The 19,629-nt window shown below is 39.1% G+C and carries 14 protein-coding genes; 7 read left to right on the forward strand and 7 right to left on the reverse strand.

Translation table 11 applies throughout. The features are described 5' to 3' along the window. Positions 1-203: 203 nt before the first annotated feature. Genes FPK91_RS02090 through cmoA form a run of 7 tightly spaced genes read right to left on the reverse strand, consistent with a single transcriptional unit; the run spans position 204 to position 8,048 of the window. Positions 204-1,373 (reverse strand): DUF3541 domain-containing protein, encoded by a 1,170-nt coding sequence (locus tag FPK91_RS02090; RefSeq protein WP_144207315.1) that lies wholly within the window; start codon positions 1,371-1,373, stop codon positions 204-206. After that, positions 1,351-3,102: a hypothetical protein gene (locus FPK91_RS02095; RefSeq protein WP_144207318.1), complete on the reverse strand. Its 1,752-nt coding sequence runs from the start codon at positions 3,100-3,102 to the stop codon at positions 1,351-1,353. Before FPK91_RS02095 ends, FPK91_RS02090 begins: the two co-directional genes overlap by 23 nt. Next, complete coding sequence (locus tag FPK91_RS02100; RefSeq protein WP_144207321.1) at positions 3,065-4,021, reverse strand: alpha-L-glutamate ligase-like protein; 957 nt, start codon at positions 4,019-4,021, stop codon at positions 3,065-3,067. The genes FPK91_RS02095 and FPK91_RS02100 overlap by 38 nt, the downstream gene beginning before the upstream one ends. Then, positions 4,021-5,526: an inactive transglutaminase family protein gene (locus FPK91_RS02105; RefSeq protein WP_144207324.1), complete on the reverse strand. Its 1,506-nt coding sequence runs from the start codon at positions 5,524-5,526 to the stop codon at positions 4,021-4,023. Before FPK91_RS02105 ends, FPK91_RS02100 begins: the two co-directional genes overlap by 1 nt. Positions 5,527-5,534: 8 nt before the next feature. Further along, positions 5,535-6,299 carry an ATP-dependent zinc protease family protein gene (locus FPK91_RS02110; protein WP_144207327.1) on the reverse strand — a complete coding sequence of 255 codons (765 nt, stop codon included), beginning with the start codon at positions 6,297-6,299 and terminating at the stop codon, positions 5,535-5,537. Positions 6,300-6,327: 28 nt separating this feature from the next. Continuing rightward, complete coding sequence (gene cmoB, locus FPK91_RS02115) at positions 6,328-7,320, reverse strand: tRNA 5-methoxyuridine(34)/uridine 5-oxyacetic acid(34) synthase CmoB (protein ID WP_144207330.1); 993 nt, start codon at positions 7,318-7,320, stop codon at positions 6,328-6,330. Next, complete coding sequence (cmoA, locus tag FPK91_RS02120) at positions 7,317-8,048, reverse strand: carboxy-S-adenosyl-L-methionine synthase CmoA (RefSeq protein ID WP_144207333.1); 732 nt, start codon at positions 8,046-8,048, stop codon at positions 7,317-7,319. Before cmoA ends, cmoB begins: the two co-directional genes overlap by 4 nt. Positions 8,049-8,281: 233 nt before the next feature. Between cmoA and FPK91_RS02125 the strand changes: the two genes are divergently transcribed. From FPK91_RS02125 to FPK91_RS02155, 7 genes are all read left to right on the forward strand, one after another. Further along, complete coding sequence (locus tag FPK91_RS02125; RefSeq protein ID WP_144207336.1) at positions 8,282-11,116, forward strand: diguanylate cyclase domain-containing protein; 2,835 nt, start codon at positions 8,282-8,284, stop codon at positions 11,114-11,116. 334 nt (positions 11,117-11,450) lie between these two features. Continuing rightward, complete coding sequence (gene aspS, locus FPK91_RS02130; protein ID WP_144207339.1) at positions 11,451-13,232, forward strand: aspartate--tRNA ligase; 1,782 nt, start codon at positions 11,451-11,453, stop codon at positions 13,230-13,232. 120 nt (positions 13,233-13,352) lie between these two features. Further along, a complete protein-coding gene (locus FPK91_RS02135) occupies positions 13,353-14,099 on the forward strand; it encodes a YebC/PmpR family DNA-binding transcriptional regulator (RefSeq protein WP_144207342.1) in 747 nt (248 codons plus the stop codon). 15 nt (positions 14,100-14,114) lie between these two features. Beyond that, entirely contained in the window at positions 14,115-14,636 is a 522-nt protein-coding gene (gene ruvC, locus FPK91_RS02140) for a crossover junction endodeoxyribonuclease RuvC (RefSeq protein ID WP_144207345.1), read from the forward strand. Next, positions 14,633-15,250, forward strand: coding sequence for a Holliday junction branch migration protein RuvA (gene ruvA, locus FPK91_RS02145; protein ID WP_144207348.1), 618 nt, complete (start codon positions 14,633-14,635; stop codon positions 15,248-15,250). Before ruvC ends, ruvA begins: the two co-directional genes overlap by 4 nt. A gap of 33 nt (positions 15,251-15,283) precedes the next feature. Beyond that, a complete protein-coding gene (gene ruvB, locus FPK91_RS02150) occupies positions 15,284-16,291 on the forward strand; it encodes a Holliday junction branch migration DNA helicase RuvB (protein ID WP_144207351.1) in 1,008 nt (335 codons plus the stop codon). Between the two features lie 742 nt (positions 16,292-17,033). Next, entirely contained in the window at positions 17,034-19,544 is a 2,511-nt protein-coding gene (locus tag FPK91_RS02155) for a TonB-dependent receptor plug domain-containing protein (RefSeq protein ID WP_144207353.1), read from the forward strand. Positions 19,545-19,629: the final 85 nt, after the last annotated feature.

Genomic DNA, 19,629 nt, shown 5'->3' on the forward strand with positions numbered 1-19,629 from the left:
GCATATAATCACTAGGTTTAAAATTCAGGTTTTCGTGGTAAAAGAAACAATCGAGTTCAGATTTTAATGAGTTTCCAGTCATTAGAAGGGTTCTATTTAATACTCAAAAGAAAGAGCGTAGCACAAGGTGATACGCTCTGATAGATTTGACTAAACTCACAGACTCACTTTCTGATGTTAACAATGAAACTGAGTGTTTCTCACTATTTAGTTTTCAATTTATTTTTTGTTTTATCTTTCGTTTTATCTTTCGTTTTACTTTTTGTTTTAGCTTTCGGTGTAACTTGAATTGGTAAGTTTTTCTTAGTGGTTTTTAATTCAGCTAAGTATGGACCTTTGTGCAATGTGTCAGGCCAATCTAAAAGCATCATAGCGAGAACATTACGATGTTCACCCATAGCCATATCAGGGTTACCACGAGGCGAAGGTATCAATTGGTACTCAGTTTCAAATGAAGCAGCAATATGATTTTGTGTTTTCTTTACGACACTGTGATTGGGTAGCCCAGCTAATAAGAAGCTGATGCCCACTTCTGAAATAATATCATCAGTTGCTTGTTCTAGAATACGTTCAATATTGTTATCGAAGTAATCTAAAATCCATTTAAACTCTTTTGCATCAACAGATTCTTGATAATAACCGCTGTCAGCAAAGATAAAGTGAGTCATACCGTAGAGCTTATTTTGAAATTGTTTTTTATCTAATTCACTGTCTTTGTCATTTGGATAGGTTTCAATAAATGCTTGCTTGTACTGCGCAACGTACTCACCCGCATTTAATTGTTCAGCCCAGTAAGCATAATTAACAAGTTGCGCCGCCCATGACGTTATCATGGTTGGATCAGTAAGGGCTGGCGCTAAGTCATAAGCTTTGAGTCCCTGAACCATTTGTTCATGACATGGTCCCATGAAGCCAAATTCATCAGTACGACTGGCGTAACGCAATAAAATATCGCTATAAAAAATAAATTCAGGGAAGGGCTTTAATGCTTTTTTACGCGCTTTAGCACGAGGACCTTTACCTAATACACTAATCGCTTTAGCTGATTGGTCTTCAATGAAGTTTTCTTTATCCATGTTACATGCGAAGTAGTTTTGACGCTCTGTAATGGTAATTAAATCCACCAAAGCAGCATTAGCGTATTTATCATCTCCGGTCATACGATACATTCGAATACCATAATGACCTTGAATGCGTGGCGGTAACGAATACAAATTTTGTTCAAGGTTTACTTGAATCGCACTTCTTACTTGCTGGTGGCTTAATTGATGACCTTTGTCTTCTTTTGTTTCAGCTAAAGTACTTGCTGAGGCAAAAAGTAAGGTGAAGCTTGCTAAGCAAGTTAACGATTTAAATTTGCGAATTGCCAACATTTAAGGCTCTCCTGATGATAGATTGTGGATCGTTTGGTGGACTCAGTATAATGGCCAATTGTTGAGAAAGGTCTAAATTTTTCTCATTAACTACAAAAATTTCAAAAACTTGATTATTTGTTATAGAAGCGTTAGCCCCATTATTAATTAAACTCACTAAGGTTTGTTGCCAAAGAGGGTGGTAATACTCAATGCCTTCATTGGCAATACCATTAAAGCTATAAATCATTGTGTGTGCCTCTGCCCATTGTTGATTAAAGCTTGCAGCGAATGATTGGTTAATCGACTCATAATGACTGTTCAAGGCCGTTTCAACATCACTGTGATAACGATTCCCCCCCCAAAACTGTAATGCTAATTTACTGCGAAATAGCCGTAATTGTTTTTTGTATGCTTTTGCTAATTGTTCTCTATCTGATAATGCGAGATAAGGTATTTGATTTTCAATAAATTCCGTTAACCAGTAATAACCAAGCAAGTAATTATCGTTTGATATGCCCAGTTTATTGTAGATATAAAACTGGCTACCCCGAGACATTCCTACAACACTTTGGCTGATAGATTTCACTATCTTATTTGCTTGTCTTCGGTTCGTTATTTCTTCAGGAAAAGTGAGGCTCGCTTGAGAAAACTGTTGTCCAATTATCGGCTGTCTAATGATATGGCTGCTAGTCTTATTACTCTCATGGATAAATAATTCACCCACTAAACGATTGTTGTGCCACACCCGATAAGTGCGTTGTGTTGGTAGCTTTTTAATTGTTGAAATGTTGTTCGAGTTTATGTCTGAATGAGAGAGTTTATTCTCTCTCTCTGATGGGATTAACTCGAATTGTAAATTAAGCTCGCCCAATAATTCAAATACATCCTTGAGCAGTTGAAAACTATCTTTCGGACCTAAATAAGGTGCACTAGATTGCTGAGCAAGTGCTTGACCAATATTCCATGGGGCTAGGTTTATGTTTTTAGTTTGGCTGTTTAAGAAAGTAGAAAGGTGTTGCTCAGAAAGCAGAGAATCAATAATTGTTGTTTGTATTCCTGAGTTGGTTATCTGTGATTGTGCTTTAATTCGTTTAATTGTCTCTAAAGGCTGTTTGTTCTTTTTCATTGCTCGAGCTTGATAGGCTTGCCAAGTTACTTTCCTGCAACCCTCGTCAGACTGGACTAACAAGTATTTTGCTAGACTCATGTCCAAATCAGTAGTGGTCCCATTTTCATTATTAGTGATATTGCATTTGGGATCATTAAACACCAATTTTGCATCACTATTGTCGAGATTTCTTCTAATGGTTGCTTGCGCGTTATGCAGTTTAGATTTGGTATTAATGTCTAATTGAGAATGCTTTAATGCTTCGAGCTTATGCCCTAATTGAGAGAAGGGGGCTTGACTCTTTTTTAGGGTTTGGATTGTAGGGAGAAGTTGTGGCTGGTTTATAAGTTTTGTTAGCTCATCAGCTAAATGCAGCTGACACATTAATAAATTTTCACGCTGGCTTGGAGTAACTAAGTCACGATAATAGTTAAGCCTGTCATTAAAGTTGTTAAAGCCTAATGTGAGCTGATCGAATTGAAGTGCTTGATAAGCGGGTGACTTTGAACTATCCAACGCAGTTAATGAAGGTTCATATTGCAAACATTGCTGGACAAACAAAGTAACAGGGTTGGCAACTGCTGATACAGTTGCCAAAATATTAAAAGTTAGGATTACTACAAAAATGTTTTTTTGCATAAGCCACACGTTCTTCCACTGATAATGTCGGTCCTTTTAAGGATTCAACATGTTGTAAGCGTTGTAATATTCCCCTGCCATTAGCGGTTTGAATGGCAAGCCCCGGACGTGCATTCAACTCTAATAGTAATGGGCCACGTTGTTTATCAAGCACCATGTCAGTACCTAGATATCCAAGTTCACACATTTCATAAGCACATGATGCGGTATGAAGCAGGGTATCCCATTCAGGGACTTGGATTTGTGACAGTTCAAATTGAGTATCTGGATGCTTTAGGACAGGCTTATCAAATTGCACTGCAAATAAGCTTTTACCTGTTGCGATATCTAAGCCAACACCGACAGCGCCTTGGTGCAAGTTAGCTTTGCCGTCAGATGCAGCTGTCGAACAACGTAGCATCCCCATAACAGGATATCCTTTGAAGATGATTAATCGAATATCTGGCACGCCTTCATAACTGAAACCGTCAAATACAGGATCAAATTCAATCAGTCCTTCTACAATGGCGACATCAGGTGCACCACCAAGAGAGAATAAGCCACTTAAGATGTTAGATACATGACGATAAACTTCCGTCGGTGTTACTTCGTCACCATTGGGCTTGTAGTATCGACCTGCATCCACTTTGGTTATAACTAGAATCCCTTTGCCACCAGAACCTTTTGCAGGCTTGATAACGAAACCGGTTCTGTCTATCACCATTTGCGGAATATCATTGATCTTATGTTGTTCTTCAACAACCCCAATCAGATCAGGAACAGCGATTCCATTGGCGAGCGCTAATTGCTTCGTAATTAACTTATCATCCACGCGTTTATAATATTTACGTGGATTATATTTACCAATGTAATCGATGTTACGTTTATTCATGTTCAGTACGCCATTACGACGCAATTGCCAAGGCCAAGCAAACTCCATTACTTATCTCCAGCCAAAGGCTTGAAGCGTTTAAGCTCAGTAAGTCGGTAACCAGTGTACTGACCCATGACTAATACTAACGCTAAAATAACTAAGTGAATGCCTAAGAAGTTAAACACCCAGTATTGGATCCAGCTGTTACTCATAGCAAGGTAGGCTAGAGTTGCCACAAATAGGCTGCCACCACCGGCCATAACCACGGCTTTAGGGCCTTCTTCTTCCCATAAAATCGACATACGCTCAATGGTCCACGCAAGAATAATCATTGGGAAGAAAGTAATCGTTAATCCTTCACTTAATCCGACTTTATAAGATATGAGTGTGAATAAGCCGATGATAAATATCACTACAATAATCACCGCGGATATTCTGGATATGAGTAAGAGGTTGAGTTGGGATAAGTATGAGCGGATCATTAGACCAAAGGCCACAATCAACAAGAAACCAATCAGTCCGGTTAATAAAGTTGTTTGAATAAATGCTAATGCGATCAGTACTGGCATAAATGTGCCAGAGGTTTTAATGCCTATGATGACACGCAAGAAAACCACAACCAACACACCGATGGGGATTAACAAGATACCTTTAAAAGTACTTTGCTCTTCAAGAGGTAACTGATACAAAGAGAAATCCATAGCATCAGAATTGTTCATCATATCAATAGATGTTGCAAGCGCTGAACGTGTCTCTTGAAGCATGCTGAAGTTAACTTGTGAATTACTACCTCCAATCACATCCAATACTGACTGGTTATTTTGCTGCCATAAAACCAGGTTGTCAGGACGGCCTTCTTTATTGCCTTCAACATCAAATAAAACCCACTCTCCATCATGGAACACTTGTACATAAGGACTTAACTGTTGACGACGACGTTGATCTTCGAGCATCAGACCACTGACTTTTTTGGCTGGCACACCTTTAGATTGCAACATCTGTAAAAAAAGTTGGGTTCGATTATTGACTGATAATAATAGTGCAAGATTTTGAGATTGATTACTGTCATTGATAACAGACATTAATTGTTGAGCATAAGAAAGGTTATTGGCACTGCGTTGCCAAACATCATTCATGATTTGGTCAGCTGCGCCTTTTTCAGTAACTTGCCATGTAAATGCTTCAGGGACTTCAGGTTCTTCATCTTGGGTCACATCAAGTTGCCCTGTTGGGACAAGTGTAACGCGATAATAAAGTGATTGACGACCTGAAGCTTCACGGATAGACCATACAGCGCGGCGATCATCACCGTCAGAAATATTGAGTCCGTAACCAGGTGATGAAGCATTTTCTGATAGAACATCAAATGCATCATCTTGTGGTAATGATAAAGAGGCTTCAGCAGCTTTATTAGTGCCGTTAAACATTACTTTTGCTTCAACTGACCAGCTTTGGACTTGCTTACCAGGAAGGAAAGGAACGTTGTGTTCAACACTGCGATAAATACTTGCTGCGGTGCCAAATATAAATAACAAGGCAACAAAGATAAAAAATGGCTTACGAGAATGCATTAGGTTTCCTATTTAACTTTGGTAGTAACTTGTTTTTGGTTTTTACCGTGAATATAGTTTTGTCCAACATCAACAACAGCGATGTCTTTCATAAATTTACGGCCAAGAAGTAATGGGTAATCTAAGTGACTACGATCAGTTAAGTTCAAATCTGTTTCAGCCGCATATTGACCAATAGTTAAATGCGCATGAATAACGGGACGTCGATCATCAGGCATATCAGCATCTTGCTTAATACGAACGAAACGTTCGACTTTATGTTCATAGGTATTGCCTGGTTGGCCTTCGCCATTTGTCATCACGTCAAATCGGACCCATTGAACGCCATTACGTTCAAACAATACAATATTACGTGCATCTAAAGATGACGATTCAGCCCCAGTATCAATACGGGTAGCAAATGAAGCTTTTAATTCATCAACAGCGACACTTTCAACGGCACCCAGGACAATTTTGTCTGTGATGGATGAATCGGCACATTGAGGTGGTTCACTTAACTGTGCAAGCGCTGCGGCATCTTCAGTCATTTTTTGTGATTGTTTTGCTAACGCATCGGTAATTTGTTGTTTTAGCGTGTTTACTTCTGCAGTTAGGGTTGTGATATCACTGGTTGAATTGACACATTGCACATTGATGGCATCAATAATAGCAGCCTGAGAGCTCGCTAGATTGGTGGTAAATTCTTCACTACCAACGGGGGTCACTTTTTCTGTAGAGGCACAACCGCTTAAAAGTGCGGCTGTAATTGATAAAATAAAGACTTGCTTAAACATGACAATTCCTGTTTTTAAATAATCTACGTTAAATTAAATCGTGATTTGGTTGATTCTTGATAGCAATAATAGTGGCACGTTTAGGTGCAGGATAACCTTCTACGGTTAAACTAACATCATTTGGATCGAGATAATCGACTAATGATTCGTTTTTCATCCATTTTGTTGAGCGTTGTTCAGCCATTGAGGTGATATCAATATCAACGCAGCGTATATCGGTAAAATCACATTTTTTCAACCAGAGCATTAAGGCTTTAACCGATGGTAAAAACCATACATTATTCATTTTTCCGTACCTATCTTCAGGCACTAAAACGGCATTTTCATCGCCATCTATCACTAATGTTTCTAACACAAGTTCACCGCCCATCCGCAGTTGATCACGTAACTGCATTAAATGGTCAATCGGAGAGCGACGGTGATATAGCACGCCCATAGAAAAAACCGTATCAAACGCATCTAATGGGGGAAGCTCTTCAATACCTAATGGTAACAAATGTATAGGGTGTTCGTTACCGGCTAATCGCTTAACGGCTTCAAATTGACATAGAAATAAAGGAGAAGGGTCAATACCTACCACTCTATTAGCACCAGCACCTAGCATTCGCCACATGTGATAACCGCTGCCACAACCTACATCAAGCACGGTTCTGTTTTGTAACGGAGAAATATGGTCTTTTACCCGATCCCATTTCCAATCACTACGCCACTCAGTGTCTATGTCGATGCCGTGAATTTGAAATGGACCTTTGCGCCAAGGCTGAAATAGACCTAATAGGTTTTCAAGCTTTTCTGCCTGTCCTGAAGTTAGCTGACTACCATCACCAATCTGTACGCCATTAAACAGTTCAATGCTTGTAGGCGTAGGATAATGCAGTTTATTGAGGACTTTTTCCCACTTAGGTAAGTTGCCGTGTTTATGTTCACGTTGCCACTTGCCTAATATAGCTGGCAATTCTTCTAACCAATGCTGTAAAGATGAATCGGCAATTTGTTGATAAAAGGAACTGAAACTAATCACTTGATAGCCACCATAGATGCGAAATTAAAACATTGAAACCACACTGTTGAATGGCTAAAACCATTATCAGTGAAGCGTTGTTGGTGCATAGTTAAACTGTCAGGGCGCATGACGTTTTCAAGCGCGCTTCTTTTTTGGCTAATCTCTAATTCACTGTATCCATTAGCTCTTTTGAAATCGAGGTGTTGTTCATCAAGTAAAGTTTGAATAACATCGTCATCAAAACGTAACTTTTCAGAAATGACGAGGACACCACCAGGTAATAACCCTCGGAAAATTTTGCTAATGAGCTTATCTCGGTCTTGAACCGGTAAAAATTGCAATGTGAAATTTAATACCACCATAGAGGCGTTCTTTATTTCAACATCTCTAATATCACCACATATTAGTTCAACTTCGGTATCACTGACATAAGCTGATAGATTTTCTTGGCAGCGAGCTACCATAGATTCACTATTGTCTACCGCGATGATGCGGCATTGACGTTTTTCTATTTGCCTTCTGATACTCAGCGTTGCAGAACCTAAAGAACTGCCTAAATCATATATATTTGATTTAGGGGTAACATAGCGGTCTGCAAAATCACCAATAGTATTAATGATTTGATTATATCCCGGAACCGAGCGTTTAATCATATCGTTAAAAACACCAGCAACTCGATTATCAAATTGAAAATCTGATATTTTATCCGTTGCAGCTGCGTAAATTGTATCTTCTTGTGAGTTCATCTGGGATAACTTGGAAGTATCATACCGTCATTTTAGCTAATCCTAACTAATAGCAGCAAGTATCCTATTGGATTTTTTGTCATTTTTTTTGTGTATTAGTGATTTTATGGGTAAATTATTTATGTTGTTAGACAAATGGTCGATATAAATCGGTATGATAGTGAAAAGTTATAGCTGTTTACAATTTTTGATCATTATTTTTACATAACGCGGTTATTGCCAAAGGAATAAGTTTGAATTTTATAAGATTACTCTTTGCCATTTTATTCAACTTTGTATTTGTGACTCAAAGTATTGCTCAAGATAGTTTAGCAACTGACGCAGAGTTGCCTTTACCAACGGCTATTACAATAACGATGAGTGAAGATGCATACCCTTATCAATTTATCGATGAAAAAGGTCGCGCATCTGGTTTAATGGTCGACTTATGGCGAGAATGGTCAGTTATCACTGGCATTAAAATCGATTTTAAACCCATGCAATGGGTTGATTCATTACAGGCTTTAAAAGAAGGTACTGTCGATGTTCATATTGGTTTGGCAGTCACGGCAGATCGAGAAAAAGAATTTTCTTATGCAGAACCCATCACTTCACTGAATTCTTACCTATATTTACATAAAGATATCGCGACAAAAAAAACCATTCAAGATTTAAAACCTTTCAAAATTGGCATCATCGAAGGGACTTCCCATGTTGAAGATTTACTGGCAATAGAGCCTAAACTCACCTTTAAAACTTTTAAGACTAAACAAGCTTTATTAGATGCCGTCATTGATGGTGAAATTTATGCTTTTGCCGCGATTCAGGGTTATTACCAAGGTATTCCGATTAATTTCGATTTAGCGAATAATTTTCAAACTTCTTCAAGAATTTTGGTGAATAAAATTGATTTGTCGCCTGCGGTATCCATTAAACATAGCCTGTGGACTGAGACAATCAACCAAGGCTTTAACAGCATCCCAGAAAGTATAGTGAATGCAGTAGAGAAACGTTGGTTTGGATTCCGACGAGAATCGAGTGGATTAGTTATTGCTATGCAAGCTAATTTAGAGCCTTTTATTGATATTGGTATCGATGGCAGGCCACATGGTTTATTTGTCGACATTTGGGAATTATGGTCAGAAAAAACCGGCATTAGTATCGACTTTATCGCCAGTGATATGAATGGCAGCATAGAACTCATCAAGAAAGGCTTGGCAGATGTTCATATCGGTTACCCTGAAGGGGATGATATGAAAACCGGACTTAACAGGGTTAATCATTTTTACACTGTTAAAAGCCGTTTTTTTAGTTATCAAAATCAAGTCGACAATATCAATCAGGTGGATGGTCAAAGGATTGGGATTTTTGCCACTTCGCCTTATATTATAGAGCTTAGGAAAATGCTGCCTAATGCGCAGTTGCGATATTATGAATCAATGGATCAGATGATAGATGCCAGTAAAAATGGCGATATTATTGGTTTTATTGCTTCTAGTGCTTATACATCTCATTACCTACTTAACAATAAGTATTGGTCAGAGTTTACTCAGTTTAATTCCGTAGAGTTTATTACCGAAATCTATAATTTGACCAAGGTAGAAAATTCAGAGTTGGCACAAAGAATCACCAATGGTTTTGAGTTAATTTCCTTACATGAATTAATACAATTAGAAAAAAAGTGGTTACTTAACAGCAAGGACCGCACGTTTTTCAGTCGAGATAAACAGATATTTTTGAGTAACAACGAACGGAATTATTTGGATTCTTTAGGGGCAATAAAATTAGGCTACCTTACCAATTGGGCTCCAATGGAGTACCAAAGTGATCAAGGCGAATTTTCGGGTATTAATAGCGAAGTGACTGCTATTATTTCTTCGCAACTTGGTATTGATATTATTCCAGTCGCTTATCAAGACTGGGAGAATCTCAATAATGATCTAAAAACTGGCACCATTCATATGGTAGCGAGTATGGCTAAAACCTCATCACGTGAGCCTGCATTAGAGTTCACTGAGGGATATTGGCCATCACCTTGGGCAATAACCACAACGCTAACACAGCAACCGATATTCAATTTAAGCCAATACAATGGGAAACGAATAGCTGTTGTAAAAGGTTACAACCTAATAAACCTGCTTCGCCAGCAATTTCCAGGACTTGAAATCGTCTTAGTCGCTGATACTAAAAGTGGTTTGCAAGCCGTGTCTTCAGGTAACGCCGATTTATTTATTGAACAAGTTGTGACACTGGCTTATGCATTAAATGAAGGTGGGTTTCCAGATTTAAAAATGGCTCTGGTGGCAGATTTAACTGAGCAAAAAAGCCATTTAGGTGTATATCCTGATCTTAAAAAATTGGTACCACTTGTCAATCGAGCCATAGAAACCATTGATGAAACTAAGCAACAGCAAATGTATCAAAAATGGGTTGCAATCGATTTACGCTCAGATGCTGACAAATATCAAAAGTGGTTTGAAATTTTATTATTTGGCTTACTGATTATTTGCATTATTACAATTGTCGTAATGATGGGTAATAAACGTTTGAAGGCAGAAGTGTTACGCCGTAAAAATGCTGAAAAGAAAATAAAATTTGTCGCCGAGCACGATCCGGTCACCAAATTGCCAAATCGGGGATTACTCGACGATAGATTATCCTGTGCAGTTGCCTTGCATTTACGAGAGCAACAAAAGTTTGCTCTGCTATTTATAGATCTAGACAAATTTAAAGCGGTAAATGATCAATATGGTCACCACGTAGGGGATAGTTTACTCATTAGTGTTGCTGATGCATTGAGATCAGTTATTAGGAAATCTGATACGGTATCTCGGTTTGGTGGCGATGAATTTGTTATTTTGCTTAATAATATTGATGGCGCAGATTGCGCTACGAAAGTCGCTGAGAACTTATTATCAGTGCTTTCTAAGCCTATTATCATTAATGGTATTTCGTTAACGATTACAGCAAGTATTGGAATGTCGGTATACCCTGATGATGGTGATGACGCGATTGCATTATTACTAAGTGCAGATAAAAAAATGTATCAAGCCAAAAATTCAGGTGGTGCTCAACTTAGTCAAGATTAATCCTTGAATGTGTTTTAAGCATATTGATACTCATGTTCAGACTTAGGTCTTAACAGCCCAAAATCATTTTAATGTGAAAAATAAAACCTTTGATATTGCTATGAGCGATAAAAGGGCATTGTATGATGCTTTTTTACTCGGAATCGGACTAACTTTTTCCTAAAGTCTCGTTAATTGCAGTAAACTGATCGAAAATTTAATGCAAAACAGCCTGTTTAATCATTTATAGCCTGATTGACGAACTTTAAGTGCTGTAGTTGCATGCATTATTTTAATATAATGCCGAACAGAATTATTTTTTAGAAACCTATTACCGAATTAAGGGTAGAGTTAAATGCGCAGTCAATATTGTGGAGACGTCAATAAGTCTCATCTAGGTCAAGAAGTCACCTTAGTAGGTTGGGTAAACCGTAGCCGCGATTTAGGTGGCGTGATTTTTTTAGATCTTCGTGACAGAGAAGGGATTGTACAAGTTGTTTACGATCCAGACTTAGAAGAAGTATTCAAAGTTGCTAGTAGCCTTCGTGGTGAATTTTGTGTTCAGATTAAAGGCGAAGTTCGCGCAAGACCTGACAGCCAAATCAATGCTCAAATGAAAACCGGTGAAATTGAAGTATTAGGTAAAGCTCTAACGATTATCAATACTGCAGCACCATTGCCTCTTAGCATGGATAATTACCAGAATAATAGTGAAGAGCAACGTTTAAAATACCGTTACTTGGATTTACGTCGCCCAGAAATGGCAGACCGTATTGTTTTTCGCTCAAAAGTAACTAGTGCAGTACGTCGTTTTCTTGATGACAGTGGCTTCCTAGATATTGAAACACCTATCTTAACCAAAGCGACACCAGAAGGCGCACGTGATTATTTAGTCCCAAGTCGTACTTATAAAGGTCAATTTTTTGCGTTGCCACAATCACCGCAGTTGTTTAAACAATTGTTGATGATGTCTGGTTTTGATCGTTACTACCAAATCGTTAAATGTTTCCGTGATGAAGATTTACGTGCAGATCGCCAACCTGAATTTACTCAAATAGATATCGAAACTTCATTCATGTCGTCTGAGCAGGTAATGGCTAAGACAGAAGAAATGGTTCAAGGTTTATTTAAAGACTTATTAAAAGTCGATTTAGGTGAATTTCCACGTATGTCATATGCAGAAGCAATGACACGTTTCGGTTCAGATAAGCCTGATTTACGTAACCCATTAGAACTTGTTGATATTGCTGACGTAGTAAAAGACGTTGAATTTGCTGTATTCAATGGCCCAGCTAATGATGTTGAAGGTCGTGTTGCTGCACTACGTATACCAACAGGTGCATCATTATCTCGTAAGCAAATTGATAATTACACTAAGTATGCCGGCATTTATGGTGCTAAAGGCTTAGCTTGGATGAAAATCAACGATCTAGCTGCGGGTATCGAAGGTATCCAATCTCCAGTACTTAAATTCTTAAACGAAGACATCGTTAATGAAATTATTAGCCGTACTGGTGCTGAAACTGGTGACATCATTTTATTTGGCGCTGATAAAGCCAATGTTGTTGCTGAAGCAATGGGCGCTTTACGTCTTAAAGCGGGCGAAGACTTTGATTTATTAGTGGGCGAATGGCGTCCATTATGGGTTGTCGACTTCCCAATGTTTGAAAAAATTAATGGCGGCTTCCATGCTGTTCATCATCCATTTACTGCACCATGTGGCGTAACGCCGGAGCAATTAGAAGCTGATCCAGCAGGAACGCTTTCTGATGCATATGACATGGTATTAAATGGCTGTGAATTAGGTGGTGGTTCAGTTCGTATCCATAATGCTGAAATGCAAAGCGCTGTATTCCGTATTTTAGGTATTTCTGATGAAGAAGCTAACGAAAAGTTTGGATTCTTACTAGAAGCATTGCGTTATGGTACGCCTCCTCATGCTGGATTAGCATTCGGTTTAGATCGCATCATCATGTTAATGACGGGTGCAAGTTCTATTCGTGACGTTATGGCATTCCCTAAAACAACCACAGCCGCATGTCCGTTAACGAATGCCCCTGGGTTTGCTAACCCGCAGCAGTTAGTTGATTTAGGTATCAGTGTTATTCCGCAAGAAAAGCCGACAACTGAAGAGTAATTTTCAAGTTTTCGCTACATTGTTCAAATAACAGACCGAGGCCGATGCCTCGGTCTGTTTTTATATAGCCAAAATGTGTAATGTAACCACTATAAAAAGTAAATATACCAAGGAATCATCATGGCTGGTCACAGTAAATGGGACAATATTAAACATCGTAAAGCCGCCCAAGATTCAAAACGTGGCAAATTGTTCAGCAAATTTATTCGCGAGTTAACCGTAGCGGCAAGAGAAGGCGGATCCGATCCTGACGCAAATCCACGTTTACGCGCTGCTATTGATAAAGCCTTATCAAATAATATGACGCGAGATACCGTAGAGCGCGCAGTCAAACGTGGCGCTGGTGAACTTGATGGTCAACAGCTTGATACCATTATCTATGAAGGTTACGGACCTGGCGGCACTGCTGTTATGGTTGAAACCATGACTGATAATAAAAACCGTACAGTATCGGGCGTACGTAATGCATTCAGTAAGTCAGGTGGTAATTTAGGCACCGATGGTTCTGTAGCTTATATGTTCACTAAATCAGGCGTGATTTCATATGCTGAAACGGTTGATGAAGACAATCTGATGGACGCTGCACTAGAAGCTGGCGCTGAAGATGTGATTACCCATGATAATGGCGCTTTTGATGTGCTTACAACCCCCGATGCTTTTGGTAGCGTTAAAGATGCACTAGATGCTGCGGGTTTTGAAGCAATTAATGCAGAAGTGACCATGATTGCAGGGACTAAAGCAGACTTAGATGCTGACACTGCCGCTAAATTTATGCGTTTAATTGATAACCTTGAAGATCATGATGATGTTCAAGAGGTCTATCACAATGCAGAAATGTCAGATGAAGTCATGGAAAGTCTGGGTTAAGGAAGTATTTAAACTGTGACAATTATTTTAGGCATTGATCCAGGTTCACGTATCACTGGTTACGGAGTGATTAAATGCCAAGGTCGCCAGCAACTCTATCTTGGTAGTGGTTGTATTCGCACTTCTGCAGATGATCTACCGACACGTTTAAAGCAAGTCTTTGACGGGGTAACAGAAATCATCAAGCAATATCAGCCAGATCAATTTGCCATTGAACGCGTGTTTATGGCAAAAAATGCCGACTCAGCGTTAAAACTGGGCCAAGCCCGAGGCGTTGCGATTGTCGCCGCAATGAATGCTGGCTTACCTGTAGCTGAATACAGCGCGACGCAAATTAAAAGTGCGGTAGTCGGCACTGGCCGTGCTCAAAAAGCGCAAGTTCAACATATGATCCAGCAAATTTTTAAATTGCCAGCAGCGCCACAAGCAGATGCAGCCGATGCTTTAGGCGTCGCAGTTTGTCACTACCACACTTATCAAAGCTTAATTGCGATGGGCGGAAAAGCCCAAAGCCGTACCTATGGAAGATACAAATGATTGGAAGACTCTCTGGACTGGTTGCTGAAAAACAAGCACCTGAAATTGTACTCGATGTAAACGGGGTGGGGTACGAGCTTCAAGTGCCAATGACCAGTTTTTATGAACTACCTGAATTGAATCATACCGTAATGCTATATACCCATTTTGTGGTGCGTGAAGATGCACAACTGTTATATGGGTTTATTACTAAACAAGAACGGGCATTGTTCCGTTTATTGATAAAAACTAACGGCGTAGGCCCTAAACTTGCGTTAACCATTTTATCTGGCATGACCGCGGCAGAATTCGTTAACTGTGTCGAGCGAGATGATATTGTCACGTTAGTTAAGTTACCAGGTGTAGGTAAGAAAACTGCTGAACGTTTAGTGATTGAAATGCGTGATAAATTAAAAAGCTTATTAGAAGCATCAGTTGGCTCAGAGCGTGAATTTGCACTACAAAGTAATTATAAACCTGCTGCAGTCGAAAATAATTCTGAAGCAGATGCTATAGCAGCACTTGTTTCGCTAGGCTATAAGCCAGCTCAAGCAAGTAAAGCGGTTATTACTGCCTATACAGATGGCATGACCAGCGAAGTACTAATTAAAGCCGCGTTAAAATCGATGCTTTAATTGGTTTTAAATCGCAGACGAAAAGAGATATAAATGATAGAAGCAGATCGCATAATACAGCCGCAAGAATTTGAGCAAGAAGTACATGTAGATCGCGCCATGCGCCCTAAAATGCTTGAAGACTATACTGGACAAGATGACACTCGAGCACAGCTAAAAGTGTTCATTGAGGCTGCACTTAAACGAGAAGAAGCTTTAGATCACATGTTGATATTCGGCCCTCCCGGTTTAGGTAAAACCACCCTTGCTATGATTGTGGCCAACGAAATGGGCGTTAATATTAAATCTACTTCAGGCCCTGTGTTAGAGAAAGCCGGGGATTTAGCGGCCTTGCTCACCAACCTTGAACAAGGGGACGTGTTATTTATTGATGAAATTCACCGACTAAGCCCAGTAGTTGAAGAGATTCTTTATCCGGCCATGGAAGATTATCAATTGGATATCATGATTGGTGAAGGGCCTGCTGCTCGTTCTATCAAACTTGATTTGCCACCGTTTACTTTGATTGGCGCAACGACACGAGCTGGTGCCCTTACTTCGCCTTTGCGTGCACGCTTTGGTATTCCGCTTCGTCTTGAGTTTTACAATGTCAAAGATCTTTGCACTATTGTGACTCGCTCAGCCAAGGTGATGGAACTGCCAATCGATGCTGAAGGGGCTTTTGAAATTGCAAAACGCTCTCGTGGGACACCACGTATAGCAAATCGCTTACTAAGGCGAGTCAGAGACTTTGCTGAAGTTAAACATGATGGCTTTGTTTCTGCTGACGTTGCTCAAAAAGCGCTAGATTTACTTGATGTCGATTTGGAAGGTTTTGATTACCTTGATAGAAAATTACTTTTAGCTATTATCGATAAATTTATGGGCGGGCCTGTAGGGTTAGATAACGTCGCAGCTGCTATTGGTGAAGATAGAGAAACCATCGAAGACGTATTAGAACCTTTTTTAATCCAACAAGGTTTTATACAACGTACTCCAAGGGGGAGAATCGCGACAGATCGCGCTTATCAGCATTTTAATATAGTAAAACCTACCGAATAATTAATAGCCTAATCATTAACACTTAATAAAGGAAAGCTTCGGCTTTCCTTTTTTTGTTAATTTTTTGATAAAATAATTTGAATAATTATTCATTTTTGACTTGCACCAATTAATTAACATTTAGCGAGTTGTAAAATATTACTTAAATAAAGCTCATAAATATTAAATGTTAAATAACGGTTGTATATTGCTAATACATTTCATCAGTGTGAAATGGTGGTGTTCTTTAATTGGTCTTTGACCACATATCAACAAGTTTAATTACCTTTCATTGTAAGCGATATTGGTGTGTAATTTTACAGCAATCGTATCAAGTTATCTGTAGTCCAGTACTGGTAAGGCTTTCGGTGTTTTGCATGGTGAATGATAGTATTCTGAATGAAAACTGAATAAATAAGTTTTAAGGCACTCATGGTTCAATATATTTTTGTGATGCTTGTCACACTTTTGTGGTTTAATAAGTTTTAAAAATGTTATTTATGACGCAGGTAATAATTCTGTAAGAAGTGTGTGTTGGCAGTTAATAACTCTTTTAAATGATCATATTGGTTGTTTTGAAGATTTTTAACTTATTTTATTTTACATAAGTCATGCTTAGTTATTAACAAAAAATGGGTTAAAAGTTAAAGTTTAGTGGTTTGACGAAATATCTTTGGTTCTACAGTATCTATTCCAACGCAAATTTAAATAGTTATTTAAAAGCGTATTCAGAATAAGAAAAGATATTACCAGGGAGCAACAAATGATTAAAAAATCTAAACTATCAAACAGCATTAACTTCGCTATATTAGCGTCAGTTTCTACTGCTTCAGCCGTTTCGGTAAGTGCTTATGCAGCAGAAGAATCTGCCAATGTCGAAAGAATTGCAGTAACAGGCTCCCGTATTCAGCGTCAAGACATGGAAACAGCTTCTCCAGTAACGGTAATTGATGCCGGTGCGATTAGAGCAGAAGGTTATAACTCTGTAGACGAAATCCTACAGTCTCAACCAGCAATGGCAGGTATGGCGGTTGGTTCAACGACCAACAATGGCGCAGATGGTGTTGCACAGGTAGATTTACGTGGTATGGGTTCAAACAGAACACTTGTTCTGTTGAACGGTCGTCGTATGGTTAACTCAGGTTCAGGGGCTGATAGTGCTGTTGATTTGAACACCATCCCGGTAGCAATGATTGCTCGTGTTGAAATTCTAAAAGATGGCGCATCAGCCGTCTACGGTTCAGATGCCATTGCAGGCGTTGTTAACATTATTACGAAGAAAGATTTCGAAGGTTTTCAATTCGATATTAATGGAGGTGCCACCTCTGAGGGTGACGGTGAAAACGTTGAACTAAGTGGTTTATATGGCTTTAACACTGACGGCGGCAATTTCACCTTCGGTTTAGCTTACTCTGAACGTAAGGGTGTAATGCAGGGCGATCGTGATTGGGTTGAAGAAGGCGCAAGCTCATTTATTCCAGAAGGTACTTTGGGTGGTAAACAAATTAACCCTGAAACGGGTGAATGGGGTGACCGTGAATATGGTTATGATTACACTGACGATAGCTGGTTACAAACCCCAAATAAAAGATATAGTTTCTTTGCCAATGGTACTCAAGAATTATCAAATGACTTAATTTTGTCAGGTGATTTTTTATATACTAAACGTAAGTCTAAGCAAATGATGGCCGCTCAACCAGCAAATTTAGATTTAAAAGTTTGTGAAGGCAATATTAAGCAAGATGACTGTATTATTCTAGATGATGCAATGGTTGCTGGTGGCGTAGAAGCTGATGAAGGCATGATTAACTACCGTAAACGTATGAACGACGTTGGTAATCGTGTTTATGAACAAGAAACAGATACATTCCGTATTTCTGCTGGCTTAGCAGGCATGCTAGACATTAATACTGGTATGGATTGGGATATCTCATATACATACGGTAAAAACGAAGCTGATACCTGGGTTCATAACTCAATTCATCAAGGCAACATGGAGAAGTCAATCTACGCCAATCAAGATGCATGGTTTGGTGGCGACCCAATGACTCAAGACATGATTGATGCTGTTAGTTACACAGAAACTAGTAATGGTGGTAATGAGCAACATGTTCTTGCAGGTGTTATCAGTGGTGAAGCATTTGATCTTGACGCTGGTGCTGTTGCTTTTGCAATTGGTGCGGAATACCGTCATGAGAGTGGTTACTACAATCCAGATGCTGTGATTGTTGCTGGTGAAGGTACTGCTGCTCAGCAAGATCCTACTGATGGTAGTTTCGACGTATTCTCTGTATACCAAGAAGTGAGTGTACCATTCACTGATAAACTAACTGGTGAATTTGCATTACGTTATGATGATTACTCTACATTTGGTAGTGCAGCGACTTGGAAAGTTGGCTTAACTTATGAAGCAACTGATGACTTAATGTTGCGTACAGTAGCTGCAACAGGTTTCCGAGCACCAAGTGTTAGTGAATTGTTTGGCGGTAACTCTGGTTCATTTGATTACTTAGACGATCCATGGGGTAACGAGCAAGATGCTCAAATCTTAGTTAACTATACTTCTGATGAAAACTTAGATGCTGAATCTTCTGAATCATACACAGCGGGTTTAGTTTACTCTCCAAGCTATGTTGAAGGCATGTCTGTTACATTAGATTGGTGGAGATTCAAGATTGACAACGCTATTGCACGTTTAGATGTACAAGCGGGTCTTGATAACTGTTTTGCCGGTAATACAAGCGCTTGTGAAACGTTCAATATTGGTGCTAATGGTGATTTATCAGATTTATCTAACCCATTAACTAACGTGGGTTACCAAGATACCAGTGGTATCGATTTCAACTTAGCTTACACCTTCGAAGGTTTAGGGCTAGATTGGAAAATCAATAATGACTTAACTTACTTATTAAAGTTTGAACAAGACGGTATTGAGTACACTGGAACTATCGGTGGTATGTACGGTGGATACGCAGAATACAAAAACAACTTCAATATCTCGGCTAGCCGTGGTGACTGGAGTGTTATGTACTCAAACCGCTTTATTGGTGAAATGAATGATGTGAATACTGATGAAGCAATATCTTCAGTGCTTTACCACAACGTTTCAGGTGTTTATCACTTCTCGGATGCTTTCTCAGCTAACATAGGTGTTAAAAACTTAACTAACGAAGAGCCTATAATGGTTACTAGTGGTAACGAAGCGGGTACGGTTCCAGAAGTTTATGACACGTTAGGTCGCCAAATTTACGCTGGTGTATCAATGAAGTTCTAAATTTAGAACTTGCTATTAACTAATGATTGAATACTTCAAAATTTAGTTAGCCACGATAACAAAAAAGCCAGCATCTGCTGGCTTT

The sequence above is a fragment of the Shewanella donghaensis genome (assembly GCF_007567505.1).
Taxonomy (GTDB): domain Bacteria; phylum Pseudomonadota; class Gammaproteobacteria; order Enterobacterales; family Shewanellaceae; genus Shewanella; species Shewanella donghaensis.

What these genes read in the sequence shown, in the direction of transcription:
- cmoA (WP_144207333.1), bottom strand. Translation starts at nt 8,048, where the DNA reads ATGAACTCACAAGAAGATACAATTTACGCAGCTGCAACGGATAAAATA.
- FPK91_RS02100 (WP_144207321.1), bottom strand. Translation starts at nt 4,021, where the DNA reads ATGGAGTTTGCTTGGCCTTGGCAATTGCGTCGTAATGGCGTACTGAAC.
- FPK91_RS02155 (WP_144207353.1), top strand. Translation starts at nt 17,034, where the DNA reads ATGATTAAAAAATCTAAACTATCAAACAGCATTAACTTCGCTATATTA.
- ruvB (WP_144207351.1), top strand. Translation starts at nt 15,284, where the DNA reads ATGATAGAAGCAGATCGCATAATACAGCCGCAAGAATTTGAGCAAGAA.
- aspS (WP_144207339.1), top strand. Translation starts at nt 11,451, where the DNA reads ATGCGCAGTCAATATTGTGGAGACGTCAATAAGTCTCATCTAGGTCAA.
- FPK91_RS02090 (WP_144207315.1), bottom strand. Translation starts at nt 1,373, where the DNA reads ATGTTGGCAATTCGCAAATTTAAATCGTTAACTTGCTTAGCAAGCTTC.
- ruvA (WP_144207348.1), top strand. Translation starts at nt 14,633, where the DNA reads ATGATTGGAAGACTCTCTGGACTGGTTGCTGAAAAACAAGCACCTGAA.
- FPK91_RS02095 (WP_144207318.1), bottom strand. Translation starts at nt 3,102, where the DNA reads ATGCAAAAAAACATTTTTGTAGTAATCCTAACTTTTAATATTTTGGCA.
- FPK91_RS02135 (WP_144207342.1), top strand. Translation starts at nt 13,353, where the DNA reads ATGGCTGGTCACAGTAAATGGGACAATATTAAACATCGTAAAGCCGCC.
- FPK91_RS02105 (WP_144207324.1), bottom strand. Translation starts at nt 5,526, where the DNA reads ATGCATTCTCGTAAGCCATTTTTTATCTTTGTTGCCTTGTTATTTATA.
- FPK91_RS02110 (WP_144207327.1), bottom strand. Translation starts at nt 6,299, where the DNA reads ATGTTTAAGCAAGTCTTTATTTTATCAATTACAGCCGCACTTTTAAGC.